An 18,466-nucleotide genomic window follows, 5' to 3' on the forward strand; every position below is an offset into this window, starting at 1 on the left:
GCGCGTTCAGGTCAGGGCCAGTCGCGAAACGGGTTGTCCCACGTGGTCCAGTGTTCGGGGCCGGTCGCCATCTCGGCGTCGGTCAGCAGACACGCGTCGAAGCGCGCGCGCAGCGCCGGCTCGTCCATGTCCATGCCGATCAGCACGAGTTCCTGCCGTGCGTCGCCGACGTGCTCGTCCCAGCGCGCGCGGATCTGCGCGACGGCTTCCGGATCCTGCGGCCAGCGCTCGGGCGGCACCGCCGCCCACCAGTGGCCGGCGGGCCCGTGCCGCGCGACCGCGCCCGCCTGCGACCACGAACCGGCGACGGTCGGATGCGTGGCCAGCCAGAAGAACCCCTTCGAGCGGACGACGCCCGGCCATTCGCTTTCGACGAGATCGAGGAAGCGCTGCGGATGGAACGGCCGCCGCGCGCGATAGACGAAGCTGCGAATGCCGTATTCGTCGGTCTCCGGCGTGTGCGTGCCACGCAGCTCCTGCAGCCAGCCCGGCGCGCGCGACGCCGCGTCGAAGTCGAACAGGCCCGTGTCGAGCACACGTTCGAGCGGCACCTTGCCGAATTCGGCGATCTCGATCCGCGCTCGCGGGTTCAGCCCGCGCAGCAGTGCGACCAGCCGCTCGCGCGCGCTGTCGTCGATCAGGTCGATCTTGTTGATCACGAGCACGTCGCAGAACTCGATCTGGTCGATCAGCAGATCGACGACCGTGCGCGCGTCCTCGTCGCCCATCGACTCGCCGCGCGATTGCAGGCTGTCGCGCGACGCGTAGTCGCGCAGGAAATTGAACGCGTCGACCACCGTCACCATCGTGTCGAGCCGCGCGACTTCGCCGAGACTGCGGCCGTCCTCGCCTTCGAACGTGAACGTCTCGGCCACCGGCAGCGGCTCCGAGATGCCGGTCGATTCGATCACGAGTTGATCGAAGCGCCCTTCGCGCGCGAGCCGGTCGACCTCGATCAGCAGATCCTCGCGCAGCGTGCAGCAGATGCAACCGTTGCTCATCTCGACCAGCTTCTCGTCGGTGCGCGACAGCCCCGCGCCGCCGTCGCGCACGAGCGCGGCGTCGATGTTGACCTCGGACATGTCGTTGACGATCACCGCGACGCGACGGCCCTCGCGATTGTTGAGGATGTGGTTGAGCAGCGTCGTCTTGCCGGCGCCGAGAAAGCCGGACAGGACGGTCACGGGAAGCCGCGTGGACGGGTGAAGGGCGGGACTCATCGGGCAATTCCGGAACGGGACGTTGGGGATGAAATGATATATTGTATCGCTACGATATAACATATCATTTCGGACGTCCAGCAGGCCGGCTCGTCGATGCGGCAACAGCGAAAGCAGCAGCACACGGCGCCGTGCCGGTGCCGCCGCGCTGCGTATCACGTATAGAGCGACGCGGGCGGCAATTCCGCGGTGAGCGCGAACCGGCCCACGTCGCGCAGCCGATAGTCGAGCGGATCGTGCAGCGTATGCGTGCGCGCATTCCGCCAGAAGCGGTCGAGGCCGAGCGATGCGGCCGTCGCGCGCGCGCCGCACGCATCGAACAGCGCCTCGCCGTTGTCGAGCGCCGCGCGCTGCGCGACGATCTTCGCTTCCGATACCGCGAGCGCGACTTCGGCGCGTTCGTCGGCCGTCAGCGCATCCTGCCGCGCCCACGCGTGCTGCAACGCGTCGGCCGCGCGATCGGCCAGCGCGGCCGCGGCAATCGCGCGCACGCGCATGTCGCCGAAGCGCTGGAGCGTGTACGGATCGTCTTCGGCCCGCTCGACGTTCGAGTGAATCCACGGGCGGCCATGCTGCCGCACGTAGTCGCGCGCCTCGTCCAGCGCGCCTTCCGCCAGGCCGACGAACAGGTTCGTCAGCACGAGCTGCGACACGAGCGTGCGCAGCGTCGCGCGCGGCGTTGGCGGCGTCTCGGAACGATGCAGCACCTCGTCCGCCGCGAGCGCCACGCCGGCGAAGCGCACGCTGCCGCTGTCGGTCTGGCGCTGGCCGATCGGGTCCCAATCCTCGTTGACCGCGATCCCCACCCGATCGGTCGGCACCACGCCGAACACGGTCCGGCCGGTGGTCGGATCGTGCGCGGACACCGTCATCCGCTGCGAGCCGCGCGTGCCGGAGCAGAAGCCCTTCACGCCGTCGAGCCGGTAGCCGCCGTCGGGCGTCGCCGTGGCCACGAGCCGCGTGTCGAGCGGATTGACCGCGTTGCCCCACCACCAGCGCTCGTCGACCGTGCCGCGCAGGTAGCGCTCGCGCTGCGCGGCGCTGCCCCACACGTCGACGCTCACCACTTGCAGGCACTGGAACCCGACGAGATGCGCGAGCGCGCTGTCGACCCGCGCGACCTGCCGAATGATGTCGTAGATCGCGGGCCACGCCGCTTCCTGACCGCCGAATGCGCGCGGCACCGCGAGCGTCAGCAGGCCCGCATCGGCGAGCCACTGCTTCTCCTGTGCCGCATGACCGCCCGCGCGGTCGCGCTCGGCGGCGCTCGCGCGCAGTGCGTCGATCGCGCGCGCGAGCGCAGCGCGGTCGACGGCCGGCGTATCGGTATCCGGCGCGAGGGTCGCCGGACGGCGTGGATCGTTCATGCGACGGCTTCCTGTTCAGCGGTTTCGCCCGACAGCGGTACGAGCGCGCCGAGCCGGCGGCCGGTCAGCCGCGACAGGATCTCGCGCCGCCAGTCGTCGTAGATCGCACGATATTCCGCGATATCCGCGCCGAACACCAGCGCGGTGTGCGCGTACTCGTCGTGCAGGTAGCCGTCGAGCCGCGCCTGGGTTTCCTCGTCGGCCGCGATCACGCGATCGATCAGCGCGTCGCGCTCGGCGGCCGGCAGCGCCTGTAACGTGTCGAACCACCACTGGACGATCTGCACGCGATGCCACTCCTCGTCCGGGCGAATCCGGTTCTCGCCGTGCTCGCGCATCGCGCTGTCGCCGATGCGGCCGGTCTTGCGCTGAATCCACAGCTTCGCGAGGATGTGCAGCTCGTAATGCCATTCGAACGCGAGAAACCCCGCGACGTCGCGCACCGCGATGTCGCCGATGCGCGCCCAGTGCGCGGCGACGAGCCGGTCGACTTCCGGCAACGGATCGCGCCCGGTGAGTGCGGTCACGCGCTCGCGGCCGATCGCCGCATGCGCGCCGTCGTCGCCGAGCTGGCGCGACAGGATCAGCTGGAAATGCGGATCGTCGCGGAACAGCGTGTCGATCGCCTTCGCGACGACCTGCACGATGAACAGGTCGTGCGACGCCATCTTCGTGTAGTAGTCGGCGACGGCGGCCAGCTCGTCGTCGTTGCGCGGCTCGCGCGGCGGCGTCGCCAATTTGTCGGGGAAGTCCGGACGATGGCGTCGCGCCACGTCGAGAAACAGCGCTTCCTCGAATTGTCCGTTCCATTCGCGCGGCGCGCCGAGGGGCAAGGTCATCGTTTTTCTCTCTCAGGATCATGAAGGAAGCGAGCGGACGCTCGTGGCGTCGCTCAGGTACGCCGGGTCACGCGTCGGACCAGGCGGTCGCCCGTGATTTGCACGGCCGAGACGAGCGCGATCAGGATCACGATCACGGTCGCCATGACGGTGGTGTCGAAACGTTGATAGCCGTAGCGGATCGCGAGATCGCCGAGGCCGCCCGCGCCGACGGCGCCCGCCATCGCGGTCGAGCCGATCAGCGCGACGACGGTGATCGTGAAGCCGCCGAGCATGCCGGGCAGCGCTTCGGGCAGCAGCACGTGCCACACGATGTGGCGACGCTTCGCGCCCATCGCGAGCGCGGCCTCGATCAGCCCGCGATCGACTTCGCGCAGGCTCACTTCGGCGATCCGCGCGAAGAACGGGATCGCGGCGATCGACAGCGGCACGACGGCCGCCCAGACACCGATCGTCGTGCCGATCAGCACGCGCGTGAACGGCAGCAGCGCGACCAGCAGGATGATGAACGGCGTCGAGCGGAACACGTTGACGAGCGCGCCGAGCACCGCGTTCACGCCGCGCCGCGCGTAGATGCCGCCGGGCGCGGTGGTCACGAGAATCACCGCGAGCGGGATGCCGACCAGCGCGGCGATCGCGGCCGACGCGGCGACCATCGACAGCGTGTCGCGGATCGCGTCGAGCAGTTCGGGCCACCAGAGCTCAAACATAGCCGAGCACCTCCGCGCGATTCGCATGGCGGCGCGCGCGTTCGAGCAGCGCGGCGACCGCACCGCCGCGCGCCGCCGACGGGCCGGCGTCGTCCGCACGCGGCGTCGCGGCGATCACGAGTCGTCCCTGCGCATGCCCGCGGATGCTTTCGATGCCGCCGTGCAGGAACCGCACGGAGCCGCCGAGCGCCGCCGCGAGCGCGCCGACGTCCGGCTCGCCGCCGCTCTCGCCCGTATAGCGGACGTCGAGCACGATCTGCGCGCCGTCGGGCAGCGCGGCCGGCTCGGGCAGCGGCCGCACGCGCGCGGCCAGCTCGGCCGGCAGGTCGTACCCGAGCGTGCTCAGCAGCGCGCGCGTCGCACCGTGGCGCGGATCGCCGAACACGCGCCACACCGGCCCCGTTTCGACGACCTCGCCCTGTTCGATCACCGCCACGGTGTCGCACACCGCGCGGATCACCTCCATCTCGTGCGTGATCAGCACGATCGTCAGCCCGAGGCGGCGATTGATGTCCGCGAGCAGCGCGAGGATCGATTGCGTGGTCTCCGGATCGAGCGCCGACGTCGCCTCGTCGCACAGCAGCACCTCGGGATCGTGCACGAGCGCCCGCGCAATGCCGACACGCTGCTTCTGTCCGCCCGACAGGCTCGCCGGATACGCATCGCGCTTCGCGGCGAGCCCGACGAGATCGAGCAGCGCCTCGACCTTGCGCACGCGCTCCGCCTTCGGTACGCCGGCAATCTTCAGCGGCAGCGCGACGTTCTCGAACACCGTCTTCGCGGACAGCAGGTTGAAATGCTGGAACACCATGCCGGTGCGGCGCCGCAACGCGACGAGGCCGTCCTCGTCGAGCGTGCCGACGTCGACGCCCTGCACGCGCACGCGGCCCGAGCTCGGCCGTTCGAGGCCGTTCACGAGCCGCAGCAGCGTCGACTTGCCGGCCCCGCTGCGGCCGATGATCCCGAACACCTCGCCGCGCCGCACGTCGAGCGTCACGTCGCGCAGCGCGGCGGCGTGGCCGCGCGGCGTCGCGAACACCTTGCCGACCTGCTCCAGCGACACGGCCGCGCCATCGGCCGGCGCGGCCGTTTCCTCATGCGCCGTCGCAGCGGCGCCGGCGCGCACGGCCGATGCCTCGATGAAACCCAGCGTATCGAACAATTGCGTCATCGCTTCGCTCCGTCACGTTCAGGCATGCGCGGGATGCGCGGATTCGGATACGGCCGTCGGCCGGTGCTGCGCGCCGGTGTGCCACGCGGGCAGCCGCGGGCCTGCGCCGAACAGCTTCTCGCGCAGCGTCGGCGCGGGATCGTAGTCTTCCTTGTAGACGCCGCGGTTCTGCAACTCGGGCACGACCCAATCGACGAAATCCTCGAACGATTCCGGCATCACGGTGCGCGTCAGGTTGAAGCCGTCGATGCCCGTCTCGTCGATCCACGACTGCAGCTCGTCCGCGACCTGCGACGGCGAACCGACGATCGGCGCATAACGGCCGCCGAGCGACATCTGCTCGAGCATCCGGCGCACCGTCCACGTGCCGGTCGTGCTCTTGCGCGAGATCGCGTCGACCGCCGACTGGATCGAATCGGTCTTCACGTACGAGATCGGCTCGTCGAGACCGTATTTCGCGAAGTCGATGCCGGTCGAGCTCGCGAAGTGCGCGAGGCCGGCTTCCGGGCTCGCGTAGCGCCGGTACTCGTCGAATTTCTCGCGCGCGAGCCGCTCGGTCTCGGCGGTCACGACGCTCACCCCGGCGAAAATCCTGATCGACGCCGGGTCGCGCCCCTGCCGCGCGGCGGCCGCGCGGATGTCGAGCGCCGCCGCGCGCGCCGCGGCCTTGCTCTGTCCGTTCACGAACACGCATTCCGCGTGGCGGCCCGCGAACTCGACGCCGCGCGCGGACGAGCCGGCCTGGTACAGCACCGGCGTGCGCTGCAGCGACGGTTCGCTCAGATGAATCGCATCGATCGAATAGAACGGGCCGTCGTGCTTCACGCGCCGCACCTTGCCCGGCTGCGCGAACACACGCGCCTGCGCGTCGCGGATCACCGCATCGTCGTCCCAACTCCGTTCCCACAACTTGTAGACGACGTCCATGTAATCGTCGGCGCGCTCGTAGCGGTCGTCGTGGCCGATCTGCTGCGCGAGGCCCATCCCGCGCGCGGCGCTGTCGAGGTAGCCGGTGACGATGTTCCAGCCCACGCGCCCTTTCGTCAGATGATCGAGCGTCGACATGCGGCGCGCGAACAGGTACGGCGGCTCGTAGGTCAGGTTCGCGGTCACGCCGAAGCCGAGATGCCGCGTGACCTGCGCCATCGCCGGCACGAGCAGCAGCGGATCGTTGACGGGCACCTGCACCGATTCGCGCAGTGCGACGTCCGGGCTGCCGCCGAACACGTCGTACACGCCGACGATGTCCGCGAGAAAGATCCCGTCGAATTTGCCGCGTTCGAGCGTCTTCGCGAGATCGGCCCAGTACTCGAGATCGGTGTAGTGCGCGGAGCGGTCGCGCGGATGCGTCCACAGCCCGTGGTTGATGTGCCCGACGCAGTTCATGTTGAACGCGTTGAGCAGAATCTTCTTGCGGTTCGCCGTCGTCATGTCGCCCCCCGTCACCATGCGATCGCGTACAACGAGCCGAACGCGTTGTCGAGCGCTTTACGCACGGCCGGCGAGTGCTGGTAGATCGCGATGAACTTGCGGATGCGCGGATCGTTCGCGCTCTCGGGCCGCACGACCCACTGGATCGCGAAGTTCTTGTTCTCGGTGCCGTCGAACAGCAGCGCGCCGTTCGGGTCGGTCGTGCCCGCGAGCTTGATGAAGCTCGGGTAGCCCTGCGCGAGGTCGACGTCGTCGAGCGAGCGCGCGAGCTGCGACGCTTCGAGCGGAATGATCTTCAGGTGCTTCGGATTGGCGACGATGTCGTGCGTTGTCGCACGGTAGTCGGCGCCCGGCTTCAGCGTGATCAGCCCCGCGCGCTGCAGCAGCAACAGCCCGCGCCCGCCGTTGACCGGGTCGTTCGCGATCGCGACGCGCGCGCCGTCCTTCAGCTCGGCGAAGCTTTTCACCTTCTTCGAATAGAGGCCGATCTTCATGATCGTGCCGGGCGCGATCGCGATGAAATCGTAGCCGCCCTGCTTCTTCGCGTTCTCGAGAAACGGGATGTGCTGGAAGTAGTTGACGTCGATGTCCTTGTTCGCGAGCGCCGCGTTCGGCGTATTCCAGTCGGTGAATTCGACGATCTTCACGTCGAGGCCCTGCGCCTTCGCCTCCTTCGCGGCGATCTTCAGCGCCTCGATCTGCGGGCTGGTCGAGATGCCGACCTTCAGCGGCGCGGTGTCGGCGCGCGCGCCGTTCGGCAGCACGAGGCCGAGCCACGCCGCGAGCAGCGCGGCCGTCAGCAGGCGGGCCACGCGGCCGGCGGAAAAGCGGGCGGAAAAAACGGGATGCAGCATGGAAACCACTCTCCTGTCCAAGGACGGTATCGACGGATGAGCGACGCCGCGGCGAACGCACGGGCGCTCTCCGGACAGTCGTCGTTGCATCGGAAAAGGATCAGCCGATGATAGAGAGCGGCGGCAGGGCGGTCTACGAAGCGATTGTGCGAAGAAAATCGCGCGCGGCGATATGGCGGCCGTCGGGCGCGCTGCGCCGCCCGGCAGACCGAATGCCGCCCATGCCGCGCCGATCGCCCGCGCGCGCCGCAGCGGAGCAACGGCCGGCTGCCCGGGCCGCCGCCAGGCCGAAATCTCGGCCTGCCCGCCGCGCCGATTCCGAAATCTCGGCCAGCCGGCGTGGAAACCCTTTCCGCAGACGAAACAAATCCCTTATGAATCAATGCATTGAAAATATTCCGGCAAGCCGCGATGCTGGCACGGGGGTTGCATAACAGACGGCACACGATGCCGCGAAGCGAATGCAGGCATTCCAAACATCAGGAGACACGTCTTGCAGACCTCTATCCAAACCCCGTCCCAGCCGGAGCCGATTGCCGCCACCGGTCCCGCCACGCGCGAACGTTTCTGGCCGGAAGGCTGGTGGAAGCTGATGGAAATCCGCATCGGCATCATCCCGCTGCCGGTCTACGTGATCCTGTTCGGGCTGATCGTCGGCTTCGCGGTGACGGGCAAGGTGCCCGGCGAAATCTCGATGGCGATCGCCGTCCTCGCGTTCTTCGGATTCACCTGCGCGGAACTGGGCAAGCGCCTGCCGCTGCTGCGCAACATCGGCGCGGCCGCGATCTTCGCGACCTTCGTGCCGTCGGCGCTCACCTATTACCACGTGCTGCCGAAGCCGGTGCTGAACCTGACGGTCGAATTCACGAAGTCGACCAACTTCCTGTACCTGTTCATCGCGTCGATCATCGTCGGCAGCATCTTGAGCATGGACCGGCGCGTGCTGATCCAGGGCTTCGTGAAGATCTTCGTCCCGCTCGCGGTCGGCTCCATCGCGGCCGCGATCGTCGGCACGGCGGTCGGCACCGCGCTCGGCCTCGGCGCACGCCACACGCTGCTGTACATCGTCGTGCCGATCATGGCGGGCGGCGTCGGCGAAGGCGCGATTCCGCTGTCGATCGGCTATTCGGAACTGATGCACCTGCCGCAAGGCGAGATGTTCGCGATGGTGCTGCCGTCGGTGATGCTCGGCAGCCTGACCGCGATCATCCTGTCGGGCGCGCTCGACATGGTCGGCAAGCGCCTGCCGCACCTGACCGGCAACGGTCGCCTGCAAGTCGGAGAAAGCGGCGACATGACGCCGGAAAGCGAGGAGATCCGCGGCCACGTCGACGTCACGCACATCGCCGGCGCCGGCATCACGGCGATCACGCTGTACCTGGTCGGCCTGATGGCGCACAAGCTGTTCGGCCTGCCCGCGCCGGTCGCGATGCTGTTCCTCGCGGTGCTGGTGAAGCTCGCGCGTGCGGTGTCGCCGCCGCTGCAGGAAGGCGCGTTCGTCGTCTACAAGTTCTTCTCGACCGCCGTCACGTATCCGCTGCTGTTCGCGATCGGCGTCGCGATGACGCCGTGGGACAAGCTGACCGCCGCCTTCACGATCGTCAACGTGGTCACGATCGTGTCGACCGTCGCGACGCTGATGGGCACCGGTTTCGTGGTCGGCCGCCTGTTGAAGATGTACCCTATCGACACCGCAATCGTGAACGCCTGCCACAGCGGGCAAGGCGGCACCGGCGACGTCGCGATCCTGACCGCCGCGAACCGGATGCAGCTGATGCCGTTCGCGCAGATCGCCACCCGCATCGGCGGCGCGATCGTCGTCACGGTGACGCTGATCCTGGTCGCGCACTTCGGATAATGCGCGGCCGCGCGCATCGTCGCGCCGGCTGCCTCGCACGCGCCGCCGCCGGCCCTGCCGGCGCGCGGCGCGCGTCGTTCAGCGCGGCCAGGGCCGGTTCACGCCGATAGCGGGCTTCGATGAGGGCGAACGTGCAGAAGAGCTTCAAGGGAATCCCGTGGTGGGGCTGGGCATCGGCCGCGGTGCTGTATGTCGGCGTGGCCGGCGCGGCCGTCGATTTCGCGTGGGAACGTGCGATCGACGCGCTCGAGGAGGCCGGCGCGCACCGGCTCGACCTGTACGCGTCGAGCCTGAAAAGCGAGCTCGGCCGCTTCGAGATCCTGCCCGGCCTGGTCGCGCGGCAGGACGGCGTGCGGGCGATGCTGAAGGCCGCGCCGAACGATGCGCCCGAACTCATGCATGCGGTGAACACCTACCTCGAAGCCGTGAATCGCGACGCGGGCAGCGGCGCGGTCGACGTGATCGATCTGCAAGGCGACGTGATCGCCGCCAGCAACTGGAACGAGACGATCAGTTTCGTCGGCACCAACGTGTCGTACCGGCCGTACTTCAAGGACGCGCTCGCGCGCGGCAGCGGCCGCTTCTTCGGCATCGGCACCAACACCGGCGTGCCGGGCGTCTACTTCGCGAGCGCGGTGCGCAGCGACGGCGCGCCGATCGGCGTGGCCGCCGTGAAGATCAGCGTCGACCCGCTCGAATCGGCGTGGCGCGCGCCGGGCGTCGCCGCGCTGGTGGTCGACGGCAACGGCGTGGTCGTGATCTCGACCGAGCCCTCGTGGAAATTCACCGCGCTGCGCCCGATCACCGCGCAGCAGCAGCGCGACATCCAGGCGTCGCGCCAGTACGCGGGCCGCACCGTCGACGCGCTACCCTATCGCCGCATCGGCGACCGCAGCTCGGCCGCCTGGTTCGGCACCTTCCCCGATCCGCACCACGCCGGCCGCACCGCGCGCTATCTCGTGATGTCGCGCCCCGCGCCGCAGGCCGGCGATTCGCTGATGGTGCTGCTCGACATCGCGGGCGCGCGACGCCAGCAGCAGACCGCGTTCGTGTTCGTCACCGGCGCGTTCCTGATCGTCGCGCTGCTGGTCGGCTATGCGATCCAGCGCCGCCGGGCGATCATCGCGCGGCTGAGCGCGCAGGACGCGCTGCGCCGCGCGAACGACCGGCTCGAACTGACGGTCGCGCAGCGCACGGCCGCGCTGACGGCCGCGAACGAGCGGATGCAGCGCGAGATCGACGAGCGCGAACGCACCGAACAGCGCCTGCGCGCATCGCAGCAGGAAGTCGTGCACGCGGGCAAGCTCGCGGTGCTCGGGCAGATGGCCGCCGGCCTCACGCACGAGCTGAACCAGCCGCTCGTCGCGATCCGCACGCTGTGCGACAACGCGCGCACGTTCTTCGAGCGCGGCCAGCCGGCGCCGGCGCTCGCGAATCTCGAACGGATCGGCAAGCTGGTCGACGGCATGGCCGTGCTCACCGGCGAGCTGAAGACCTTCGCGCGCAAGCCCGACGTCGAGCGCGTCGCGGTGTCGCTGAACGAGGCCGTCGCGCATGCGCGGCTCATCTACGAAGCGCGCATTCGCGACGAAGGCGTGCGGCTCGACGTGAACATCGCGCCCGGCACGGTGGTATCGGCCGAATCGAGCCAGTTGCAGCAGGTGATCGTGAACCTGCTCGGCAATGCGCTCGACGCGGTGCACGACGCGCCGGTGCGCCGCATCGTCATCGAGGCAGCCGAAGCGGACGATGCCGGCCGCGTGCGCTTCACGGTAGCCGACAGCGGCGCCGGCATCGCGCCCGACGTGCTGCCGCACCTGTTCGAGCCGTTCGTCACGACCAAGCCGCGCGGCCAGGGCCTCGGGCTCGGCCTCGCGATCACGTCGCGCATCGTCGAGGCGTTCGGCGCGAGGATCGCCGCGACGAACCGCGACGAAGGCGGCGCGCAGTTCACCATCGAATTCGCGGCGGCGACGCCGCAACAAAGGACAGAGCATGGAAGATGAGATTCGGGTGCTGGTCGTCGAGGACGATGAAAACGTCCGGATCGGCGTCGAGCAGGCCGTCGCGCTCGCCGGGTTCCCGGTCGACGCGTTCCCGTCGGCCGCCGACGCGCTCGCGCACGTCGCGCCCGGCGCGCCGGTGGTGATCGTGTCGGACGTGCGGATGCCGGGCATCGACGGGCTGCAGTTGCTCGACCGCGTGATGGCCGTCGATGCGCAGATCCCTGTCGTGCTGATCAGCGGCCACGCGGACATCTCGACGGCCGTCGGCGCGATGCAGGTCGGCGCGTACGACTTCATCGAGAAGCCGTTTTCGTCGGACGTGATCGCCGGCCGCGTCGCGCGCGCGGTCGAGAAGCGCCGGCTCACGCTCGAGGTGCAGGGGCTGCGCGCGGCGCTGAACAACTGGCAGGGCATCGAGGCGTTCGTGCTCGGCAAGTCGCCCGCGATGGCCGACGTGCGCAAGAAGATCCTGCGCCTCGCGGATACGTCGGTGTCGGTGCTGATCACCGGCGAGACAGGCACCGGCAAGGAGCTGATCGCGCGCAGCCTGCACGACTTCGGCGGCCGGCGCGATGCGCATTTCGTCGCGCTGAACTGCGGCGGTCTGCCCGAGCAGGTGTTCGAGAGCGAGCTGTTCGGCCATGAAGCCGGCGCGTTCACCGGCGCGATCAAGAAACGCATCGGCAAGATCGAATGGGCGGATGGCGGCACGCTGTTCCTCGACGAAATCGAGACGATGCCGATTGCGCTGCAGATCAAGATGCTGCGCGTGCTGCAGGAGCGCGTGATCGAGCGGCTCGGCGCGAACGAACTGATTCCGGTCGACTGCCGCGTGATCGCCGCGTCGAAGGCCGATCTGGCCGAACTCGCGGCCGACGGGCGCTTTCGTGCGGATCTGCTGTATCGCCTCAACGTCGCGCAGATCGAGCTGCCGCCGCTGCGCGAGCGGCGCGAGGACGTGCCGCTGCTGTTCGAGCATTTCGTGCTCGCGGCCGCGCGGCGCTTCGGGCAGCCGGCGCCGGTCGTCACCGCCGCGCAGGTGTCCGAACTGATGACGCATGCGTGGCCCGGCAACGTGCGCGAACTGCAGAACGTGGCCGACCGCTTCGTGCTCGGGCTGACCGGCGACAGCCTGCTGTCGTCCGGCGGCGCGCCGACGGCCGGCGGCACGCTCGCGGAACAGCTCGCGTATTTCGAGCGGATGCTGATCGAGGACATGCTGCGGCGTCACGGCGGCAACGTCGCGGACGCGAGCGAGGCGCTCGGCATGCCGAAGAAAACGCTCTATCACAAGCTGCGCCACCTGCGGATTCCCGCGCGCGGCGACGCCGCGGCCGACGGCGGCGAATGACGCGAATCGAGGACACGCACGACAGCATGGATCGCATCGACATCAACGAACGCGGCCGTCTCCACGGTCATCTGATTCGCGGCGTCACGCGCGCGCGGAAAACCTTTCGCCCGAGCGACTGGCCCGAGCGGCTCGCGGGCGTCATCACGCTGTTCGTCGGCGAACGGCGGCCCGGCTATCCGTGCGCGCTGTCGCGGCTCGCGATGCCGGTCGTCGACGGCGGCGTCAAATGCCTGTTCGTGTCCGACGAGTTGCGCGACGTGTGCGCCGATGCGTTCGAGTTCGCGATGCGGTTTGCGGCGGACAATGATTTGCCGGTCGAGGTTCGGACTGCGCCCGTGCTCGCAGTGCGGTGATACGCAGGCCGCATTTGGCGGCCTACCCTCTGCGGCGAAAAGCGCTTCGAACGCGTTTGAGTACAACTGAAGCATGCTCGAGCCAATCCTTTCGTCATAAATTTGCAGTGTCCGAGCCACCAAGTCACGAATGCGCGGGTTCGATACGCCCTAACGTGGCCATGTGAGATCACTCGGCCACGTTAGGGCTCCCTGCACATGCCCCACTCGCCCGACATCCCATGTCGCTTCACGGTGCCGTGACGTTAAGCAGTTCGCCGTCGATAGACGGCTGCTCCAGCCGTATGTATATAGGGACAGGCTGAAGATCAGCGCACCTGTGATCGCAGCACCCTATCCGACAAGGGTTTCCGGCCGAACCATCAAAAAAATTGATCGTCACGATGAAAATTATGCGTTTTCCTTGCAGCTCGCCGTGATGCATAGTTGCGTCGTGTTGACGCACCTTTGAGTCTTTCAGTCATGAACATGCGAATCGAGCCGTCCGTGCTCGCGAACCCCGACCTGCAATTTGCGACGCTGTCGTCAGGCATCAGCCTGCCGTATGTCGAGCGGGGCAGCGGCGCGCCGATGGTGTTCGTGCACGGCTCGCTGTGCGACTACCGTTACTGGGATCCGCAGCTCGCATCGCTGTCGGCACACTACCGCTGCATCGCGCCGAGCCTGAGCCACTACTGGCCGGCCGTCGAAGCGGGCATCCAGGACGAGTTCAGCTGGCAGAACCACGTCGACGAGCTCGCCGAATTCATCGACGCGCTCGATCTCGGCCCCGTGCATCTGGTCGGTCATTCGCGCGGCGGCAGCGTCGCGTTCAACGTCGCGCGCCAGCATCCGCACCTCGTCGAGTCGCTGACGCTCGCCGATCCGGGCGGCCCGCTGCAACAGCCGGGCGTGCGCGAAGCCGCATTGCCCGCCGCCGCGATCGCGCTGCGCACGAAAGCCGTGAACCTGATCGAGCAAGGCGACGTCGAAGCCGGCCTCGAGATGTTCGTCGATTCCGTGAGCCTGCCCGGTGCATGGAAGAAGAGCACGTCGCGCTTTCGCACGATGGCGATCGACAACGCGAGCACGCTGCCGAAGCAACTGCGCGATCCGCTGCCCGCGTATTCGGCCGAAACCGCAGGCGATATCGCCTGCCGCACGCTGCTGATCGACGGCCAGCGCAGCCCGAAGATGTTCCGCCACAACGTCGACACGCTGTCGCAGTGGATCGGCAATGCACGACGGCAGACCGTCGCCGGCGCATCGCACGGAATGAACGCGGCAAGCCCCGCCGTGTTCAACCGTTACGTGCACGAGTTCGTCGCCGCGTAACGTCGCGGGCGGCCGGCGCGCCGCCCGTCTTTCCCGCTGTCGTCGCACTACCCGCGACCGAACCGAAACGACGTGCGCCGCCCGCATCGAATCGTTTCGCACCCCTCGGCGTCATGCCACCAATGCGGCCCCGGCGCACACACGCGTGCCAGGTAAGAATCGAGTAAGCATCGCGGCCTACAGTGGGTTCGCTTGCGCGATGCCATCGCGGCATCGAATCGCATTTCGGGAACCGCTCGCCAGATCAGACGAAAGGAGAACGCGTGATCAGCCGGCCAGCCATGAGGGACGTCTGCGCGATTGGGCCGAACGGAAGCCGCGTCAGTTGGCATCCGCCGCACAAGTGGAGAAGGCAGCCCGTCGCGCCGTCGTTCGCCGCGGTCTCGATCGAGCACTACATCGCCAGCGCCACGGAAATCGTCGATCTGGAGACGACCGGCCCGATCCTGGGCATGTACCTGCAGGCGCCGACGACGCTCGAGCTGCGCACGAACACCGGCCGGTGGGCGCCCGCCCGCGTTCGCGGGCCGCTGGCCTATGTTCCGCCCGGCTTCTCGTTTTCCGGCCGATGGTCCGATGAAATCGAGTGGATCAGCGTCCACTTCGAACCGTCATGGCTGTCGCGGACGGGGCTGCAAAGCGACGGCTGGTTTGCGTCGGGCGCGCTCCGGATGGACGTGATCGACGACCTCCTCGCGCAGATCGTCCGCAGCCTCCATGAAGACGCCGTCGCGGGGATGCCGCAAGGTCCGACCTATGCGGAAGCGCTCGGGTCCGCCGCGCTGCATCGCATGTTGCACCTGGAGTCGCGGCCGCAGGCGAAGCAATATGCGCATGCGGGCATGATGCGCAAGGCCGGCGAGTACATCAGGGATCATTTCCGCGGCCCGCTGACGCTGATGATGGTGGCCGAGGCCGTCGGCTACCCGGGCGATCTCTATTCGTTCATCCGGAGTTTCAGAAAAGCCCACGGACTGACGCCGCACCAGTACATCATCGAGAGCCGCCTTCAAGCCGCCCGCCGCCTGATCGAGCGCGGCGCATGCGACGTGACGGAAGCCGCGCTCGACTGCGGCTTCTCGTCGGCCAGCCACTTTTCGGCGACATTCCGCAAGCGGTGGGGCGTGTCGCCATCCGCGCTCAAGCCGCGTGCCGCGACCGCTATGCCAGCGGAAGCGAAAGAATCCACAGGCCGCTGATCGTCAATGCGATCGTCAGCACCAGCAACGGCAACTGGCCGACGGTCGCCCTTCCGACCGGATTGCCGCTCCGGACGGCAATCGCATGCGTGAGCATCACGCTCACGATGTGCCCGGCGAGAATCAGGAGCACCTGCGCATGCCAGACGTATCCGACGTCGATGAGCGCCTGGGCCGCCGACACCTGATCGGCCACGGCCGCCACCGGCAATAGATTCCACCCGAGTCCGAGCGGATCGGATGCGAGCCGGACGATCTGCCGCCCCTGATCCCAGAACAGCGTGAAGTAATGGCAGACGTTGTAGAAGAACGCGATCGGCAGCAGTAGCAGACAAAACTGCCGCGAGAACGACGCCCCGCCCGACGACGACCGCGAACCGATCGCGCCCAACGTGCAGCAGCCGCGGAATACCAGGTAGTACGCGATGCCGATGATCGCGAACGCCAGCCATTGCCATGTCAGCAGGATTTCCGCTGAAAAAGCGTAGTCACGGCCCAGCGACGGAAACAGACCGACGACGTGCGGATAGATGCTGCGCCAGAAGAACGCGTGCCACGTAGCCGTATCGCGCAAGCCGTCGTAGGCCGTCGACGACAGCATGAACGACAGCAAGGCGACGACGCTGGTACCCGCCGGCCCGTCGCGCGACATGTCCGCAATCGGGTTCCTCGATTCCACGATCACGTGACGGTGCGCTGGCCACCGCCATTTCAGCGGCGACAACTTCGCGCATAGCCGGCACAGCACGCCGAACGTATCGCCGTGGGCGAGCCAGCGCTCGCGCCCGAAGCAGAACGCGCCGATCAGCGCATAGGCGACATACGCGACGAGGAACAGACCGACGTCTCGGGGGCGCCCCGCACCGAACAGTTCCAGCGCGATGAGCGCGATGTAGCCGCCCAACGCGGGCCACGAGGCAAGATGTTGCGGATAACGATAGCGCCCGCATTCCAGGATGGGGAAACAGCGCGCGGCGATTCGCAACAGCAGCGCAAACGGATTGGTGAACGCATAAACGTCGCCCAGTATTGCGCTGACATACAAAGCGCCCAGATAGAACCAGATCCAGAAGCCCGACATCGCCAGGTTCAGGAACGGATTCGCGGTTCCCGCGAGGCCGGCAACGATCAGGATCGCGACGAATGCCGCACTCGCGAGTTGCCCTGCGTTCACAAGGAAAATCGGAATTCTCACCGCCTTCGTCCACGTTCCGGATCGCCTTCCCGGCTCGGGCATGCGCGTGCCCGACGCAAACGCCAGGATCATGAAGGACGCCATCAGCGTGCCCGTTGCGGCATAGGCATACAGCCACAACGGCACCGGGAGGTAGTACGGGATATTCCACGCGTGGGCGCTCGCGCCGGTCGGCATGCAGAGCACGATCCACGCGAGCCCCGTGGGCGGCCATCCTCTTTTGCGCAATGCCAAGCCTTCGAAGTGACCGCTCGCGCGCGCCGTTCGATGCACGATATCGTCACGCATCTCGACCTCTTCCCGATCAGTAGTCGGCGGACGAGACCCACCCCGTCACCTTCCAGCCGGCCCCATTGCGCTTCTCCGACACGATCCCCACGGTGTCGTACGGCGCGTCGAGCAATTTGACGAGTGCAACGGCGCGCGGGTTGCCGGCGCTCGAGCGCGGTAGCGCAAACACGAGGAAAGGCAGGACGGGGGACGGTTTCTCGCCTTCGACGATCAGCGGCAGTACGGCGTCGTTCAGTGACCTGAACACCTCGAACGAGGCGCGATCGTGCGCAGGCGTGGGCGAATGCGTCGTCGAATGCGGCAGCCCTTCGACGGCCAGATGAGCGCCGTGATCCCTCAGTCTCCATTCGACGAGCGCGTTGACCAGTGCATCGTCGGGCTTCTTCCCGCGCTCGGCCGAAATCGCAGGCAGCCAGCGCTTGTCGACCGGCGACGTCGTGACCCAGTCGACGAAAAAGCGCGTGTAGAAATCGACGACGTCCTTGTCGACGCCGGCCTGCGTCGCCGACGGCAGCGGCACGGGCAGGTCGCGCCGCCCGTGCCATCGGACTGCCTTCCACGCAGGCCCGTCGGGCAGGCTGATACCGTCGAGAAACGACGTATCCGCGATGCCGTTCGCGACGAACCAGTCCGACTTCGCGCGCTTCGTTCGCGCGGCGACGAAGCCGGGAAACCGTTGCCGGACCTGATCCCACGGTGTCGCCTTCCGCGCCGCTCCCTCTATGTTCGGATACCTGATCATCTGAAGATAGGTCGCCTGCGCCATCGCCTCCGTATCGGCGGGCCGACGCCAGGTCAGATCCGCCGCGTGGCTCGACGGCGTGCGTCGATCGAGCGGCGCCGCCATCGCCAGGCCGGCATCGCACGCAATGCCGTCGCGGCTCCAGTCCGGAACGGACGGCACCCCGCGATGCGCCCACGAATCCTGCCAGCCATGGAGCGCGCGGCCGAATTCGCCGAGCATGAACGCGGCCTTGCCGCCGCCGGCCTTGCCGAGCGCCGCGTCGACAGGCGCCAGCGCAGCCGGCCCGCCGGGCACGACTACGCTTGCCCGCGCATCGGCCGGCACGCTGCGCGCGCCCGGATAGTGCCGAGCCTGCGCATCGACGGCATCGGGGACAAAGCGCGACAAGCACGCGTACTGCAACGGCGACGTCATGTACTCGATCGATCCTGCGTCGATGCGTTGATCCGCGAGCGCAATGGCCTCGGCGTCGCGCGGCGCGAAGCCGGCCTGCCGGGCGAGCCACAGCGTGAGGCCGAAGTGCACGTCGGCCTCGAAACCGGCACACGTCAGCGGCATC

The 18,466-nt window shown here is 68.0% G+C and carries 15 protein-coding genes; 6 read left to right on the top strand and 9 right to left on the bottom strand.

Annotation, left to right across the window (positions count from 1 at the left end):
- Nucleotides 1-11: 11 nt before the first annotated feature.
- The 7 genes from zigA to WS54_RS11510 form a co-directional block, all read right to left on the bottom strand.
- Nucleotides 12-1,220: a zinc metallochaperone GTPase ZigA gene (gene zigA, locus WS54_RS11480; protein WP_179949014.1), complete on the bottom strand. Its 1,209-nt coding sequence runs from the start codon at nt 1,218-1,220 to the stop codon at nt 12-14.
- 155 nt (nt 1,221-1,375) lie between these two features.
- Nucleotides 1,376-2,587, bottom strand: coding sequence for an acyl-CoA dehydrogenase family protein (locus WS54_RS11485; protein WP_059780034.1), 1,212 nt, complete (start codon nt 2,585-2,587; stop codon nt 1,376-1,378).
- Entirely contained in the window at nt 2,584-3,426 is an 843-nt protein-coding gene (locus WS54_RS11490) for a hypothetical protein (protein ID WP_034206070.1), read from the bottom strand. Before WS54_RS11490 ends, WS54_RS11485 begins: the two co-directional genes overlap by 4 nt.
- A gap of 53 nt (nt 3,427-3,479) precedes the next feature.
- The gene (locus WS54_RS11495) at nt 3,480-4,136 is read right to left on the bottom strand and encodes a methionine ABC transporter permease (protein WP_034206069.1); all 657 of its coding nucleotides are present in this window, start codon (nt 4,134-4,136) and stop codon (nt 3,480-3,482) included.
- Nucleotides 4,129-5,307, bottom strand: a complete 1,179-nt coding sequence (locus WS54_RS11500; RefSeq protein WP_059780035.1) for a methionine ABC transporter ATP-binding protein — start codon at nt 5,305-5,307, stop codon at nt 4,129-4,131. Before WS54_RS11500 ends, WS54_RS11495 begins: the two co-directional genes overlap by 8 nt.
- Before the next feature lie 18 nt (nt 5,308-5,325).
- Nucleotides 5,326-6,738: an LLM class flavin-dependent oxidoreductase gene (locus WS54_RS11505; protein WP_034206067.1), complete on the bottom strand. Its 1,413-nt coding sequence runs from the start codon at nt 6,736-6,738 to the stop codon at nt 5,326-5,328.
- Between the two features lie 11 nt (nt 6,739-6,749).
- Nucleotides 6,750-7,592 (bottom strand): MetQ/NlpA family ABC transporter substrate-binding protein, encoded by an 843-nt coding sequence (locus WS54_RS11510; RefSeq protein ID WP_059780036.1) that lies wholly within the window; start codon nt 7,590-7,592, stop codon nt 6,750-6,752.
- A gap of 493 nt (nt 7,593-8,085) precedes the next feature.
- Here WS54_RS11510 and WS54_RS11520 point away from each other — a divergent pair, with 493 nt between their 5' ends.
- From WS54_RS11520 to WS54_RS11545, 6 genes are all read left to right on the top strand, one after another.
- The gene (locus WS54_RS11520; RefSeq protein WP_034206065.1) at nt 8,086-9,450 is read left to right on the top strand and encodes a 2-hydroxycarboxylate transporter family protein; all 1,365 of its coding nucleotides are present in this window, start codon (nt 8,086-8,088) and stop codon (nt 9,448-9,450) included.
- Nucleotides 9,451-9,569: 119 nt separating this feature from the next.
- Nucleotides 9,570-11,456 (top strand): sensor histidine kinase, encoded by a 1,887-nt coding sequence (locus WS54_RS11525; protein ID WP_059780037.1) that lies wholly within the window; start codon nt 9,570-9,572, stop codon nt 11,454-11,456.
- Nucleotides 11,446-12,807 carry a sigma-54-dependent transcriptional regulator gene (locus WS54_RS11530; RefSeq protein ID WP_034206063.1) on the top strand — a complete coding sequence of 454 codons (1,362 nt, stop codon included), beginning with the start codon at nt 11,446-11,448 and terminating at the stop codon, nt 12,805-12,807. Before WS54_RS11525 ends, WS54_RS11530 begins: the two co-directional genes overlap by 11 nt.
- A gap of 26 nt (nt 12,808-12,833) precedes the next feature.
- Nucleotides 12,834-13,163 (top strand): DUF3579 domain-containing protein, encoded by a 330-nt coding sequence (locus tag WS54_RS11535; RefSeq protein ID WP_034206313.1) that lies wholly within the window; start codon nt 12,834-12,836, stop codon nt 13,161-13,163.
- 462 nt (nt 13,164-13,625) lie between these two features.
- Entirely contained in the window at nt 13,626-14,477 is an 852-nt protein-coding gene (locus WS54_RS11540) for an alpha/beta fold hydrolase (protein ID WP_059780038.1), read from the top strand.
- Nucleotides 14,478-14,740: 263 nt separating this feature from the next.
- Nucleotides 14,741-15,676, top strand: coding sequence for a helix-turn-helix transcriptional regulator (locus tag WS54_RS11545; protein ID WP_179950154.1), 936 nt, complete (start codon nt 14,741-14,743; stop codon nt 15,674-15,676).
- Here the strand turns inward: WS54_RS11545 and WS54_RS11550 are convergent.
- Together WS54_RS11550 and WS54_RS11555 are read right to left on the bottom strand one after the other, a co-directional pair.
- Nucleotides 15,639-17,048 carry a hypothetical protein gene (locus tag WS54_RS11550; RefSeq protein WP_236872718.1) on the bottom strand — a complete coding sequence of 470 codons (1,410 nt, stop codon included), beginning with the start codon at nt 17,046-17,048 and terminating at the stop codon, nt 15,639-15,641. The genes WS54_RS11545 and WS54_RS11550 overlap by 38 nt on opposite strands.
- A gap of 127 nt (nt 17,049-17,175) precedes the next feature.
- On the bottom strand, nt 17,176-18,465 hold the full coding sequence (locus WS54_RS11555; protein ID WP_236872719.1) for a DUF6765 family protein: 1,290 nt from the start codon (nt 18,463-18,465) through the stop codon (nt 17,176-17,178).
- Nucleotide 18,466 lies beyond the last annotated feature (1 nt).

It is taken from the genome of Burkholderia sp. NRF60-BP8 (assembly GCF_001522585.2).
In the GTDB taxonomy this organism is placed as follows: Bacteria; Pseudomonadota; Gammaproteobacteria; order Burkholderiales; family Burkholderiaceae; genus Burkholderia.

Coding starts and splice junctions, on each gene's coding strand:
- WS54_RS11525 (WP_059780037.1), top strand. CDS start 9,570: ATGAGGGCGAACGTGCAGAAGAGCTTCAAGGGAATCCCGTGGTGGGGC.
- WS54_RS11510 (WP_059780036.1), bottom strand. CDS start 7,592: ATGCTGCATCCCGTTTTTTCCGCCCGCTTTTCCGCCGGCCGCGTGGCC.
- WS54_RS11490 (WP_034206070.1), bottom strand. CDS start 3,426: ATGACCTTGCCCCTCGGCGCGCCGCGCGAATGGAACGGACAATTCGAG.
- WS54_RS11550 (WP_236872718.1), bottom strand. CDS start 17,048: ATGCCGACCGGCGCGAGCGCCCACGCGTGGAATATCCCGTACTACCTC.
- WS54_RS11505 (WP_034206067.1), bottom strand. CDS start 6,738: ATGACGACGGCGAACCGCAAGAAGATTCTGCTCAACGCGTTCAACATG.
- WS54_RS11535 (WP_034206313.1), top strand. CDS start 12,834: ATGGATCGCATCGACATCAACGAACGCGGCCGTCTCCACGGTCATCTG.
- WS54_RS11500 (WP_059780035.1), bottom strand. CDS start 5,307: ATGACGCAATTGTTCGATACGCTGGGTTTCATCGAGGCATCGGCCGTG.
- WS54_RS11485 (WP_059780034.1), bottom strand. CDS start 2,587: ATGAACGATCCACGCCGTCCGGCGACCCTCGCGCCGGATACCGATACG.
- WS54_RS11555 (WP_236872719.1), bottom strand. CDS start 18,465: ATGCCGCTGACGTGTGCCGGTTTCGAGGCCGACGTGCACTTCGGCCTC.
- WS54_RS11530 (WP_034206063.1), top strand. CDS start 11,446: ATGGAAGATGAGATTCGGGTGCTGGTCGTCGAGGACGATGAAAACGTC.
- WS54_RS11540 (WP_059780038.1), top strand. CDS start 13,626: ATGAACATGCGAATCGAGCCGTCCGTGCTCGCGAACCCCGACCTGCAA.
- WS54_RS11495 (WP_034206069.1), bottom strand. CDS start 4,136: ATGTTTGAGCTCTGGTGGCCCGAACTGCTCGACGCGATCCGCGACACG.
- zigA (WP_179949014.1), bottom strand. CDS start 1,220: ATGAGTCCCGCCCTTCACCCGTCCACGCGGCTTCCCGTGACCGTCCTG.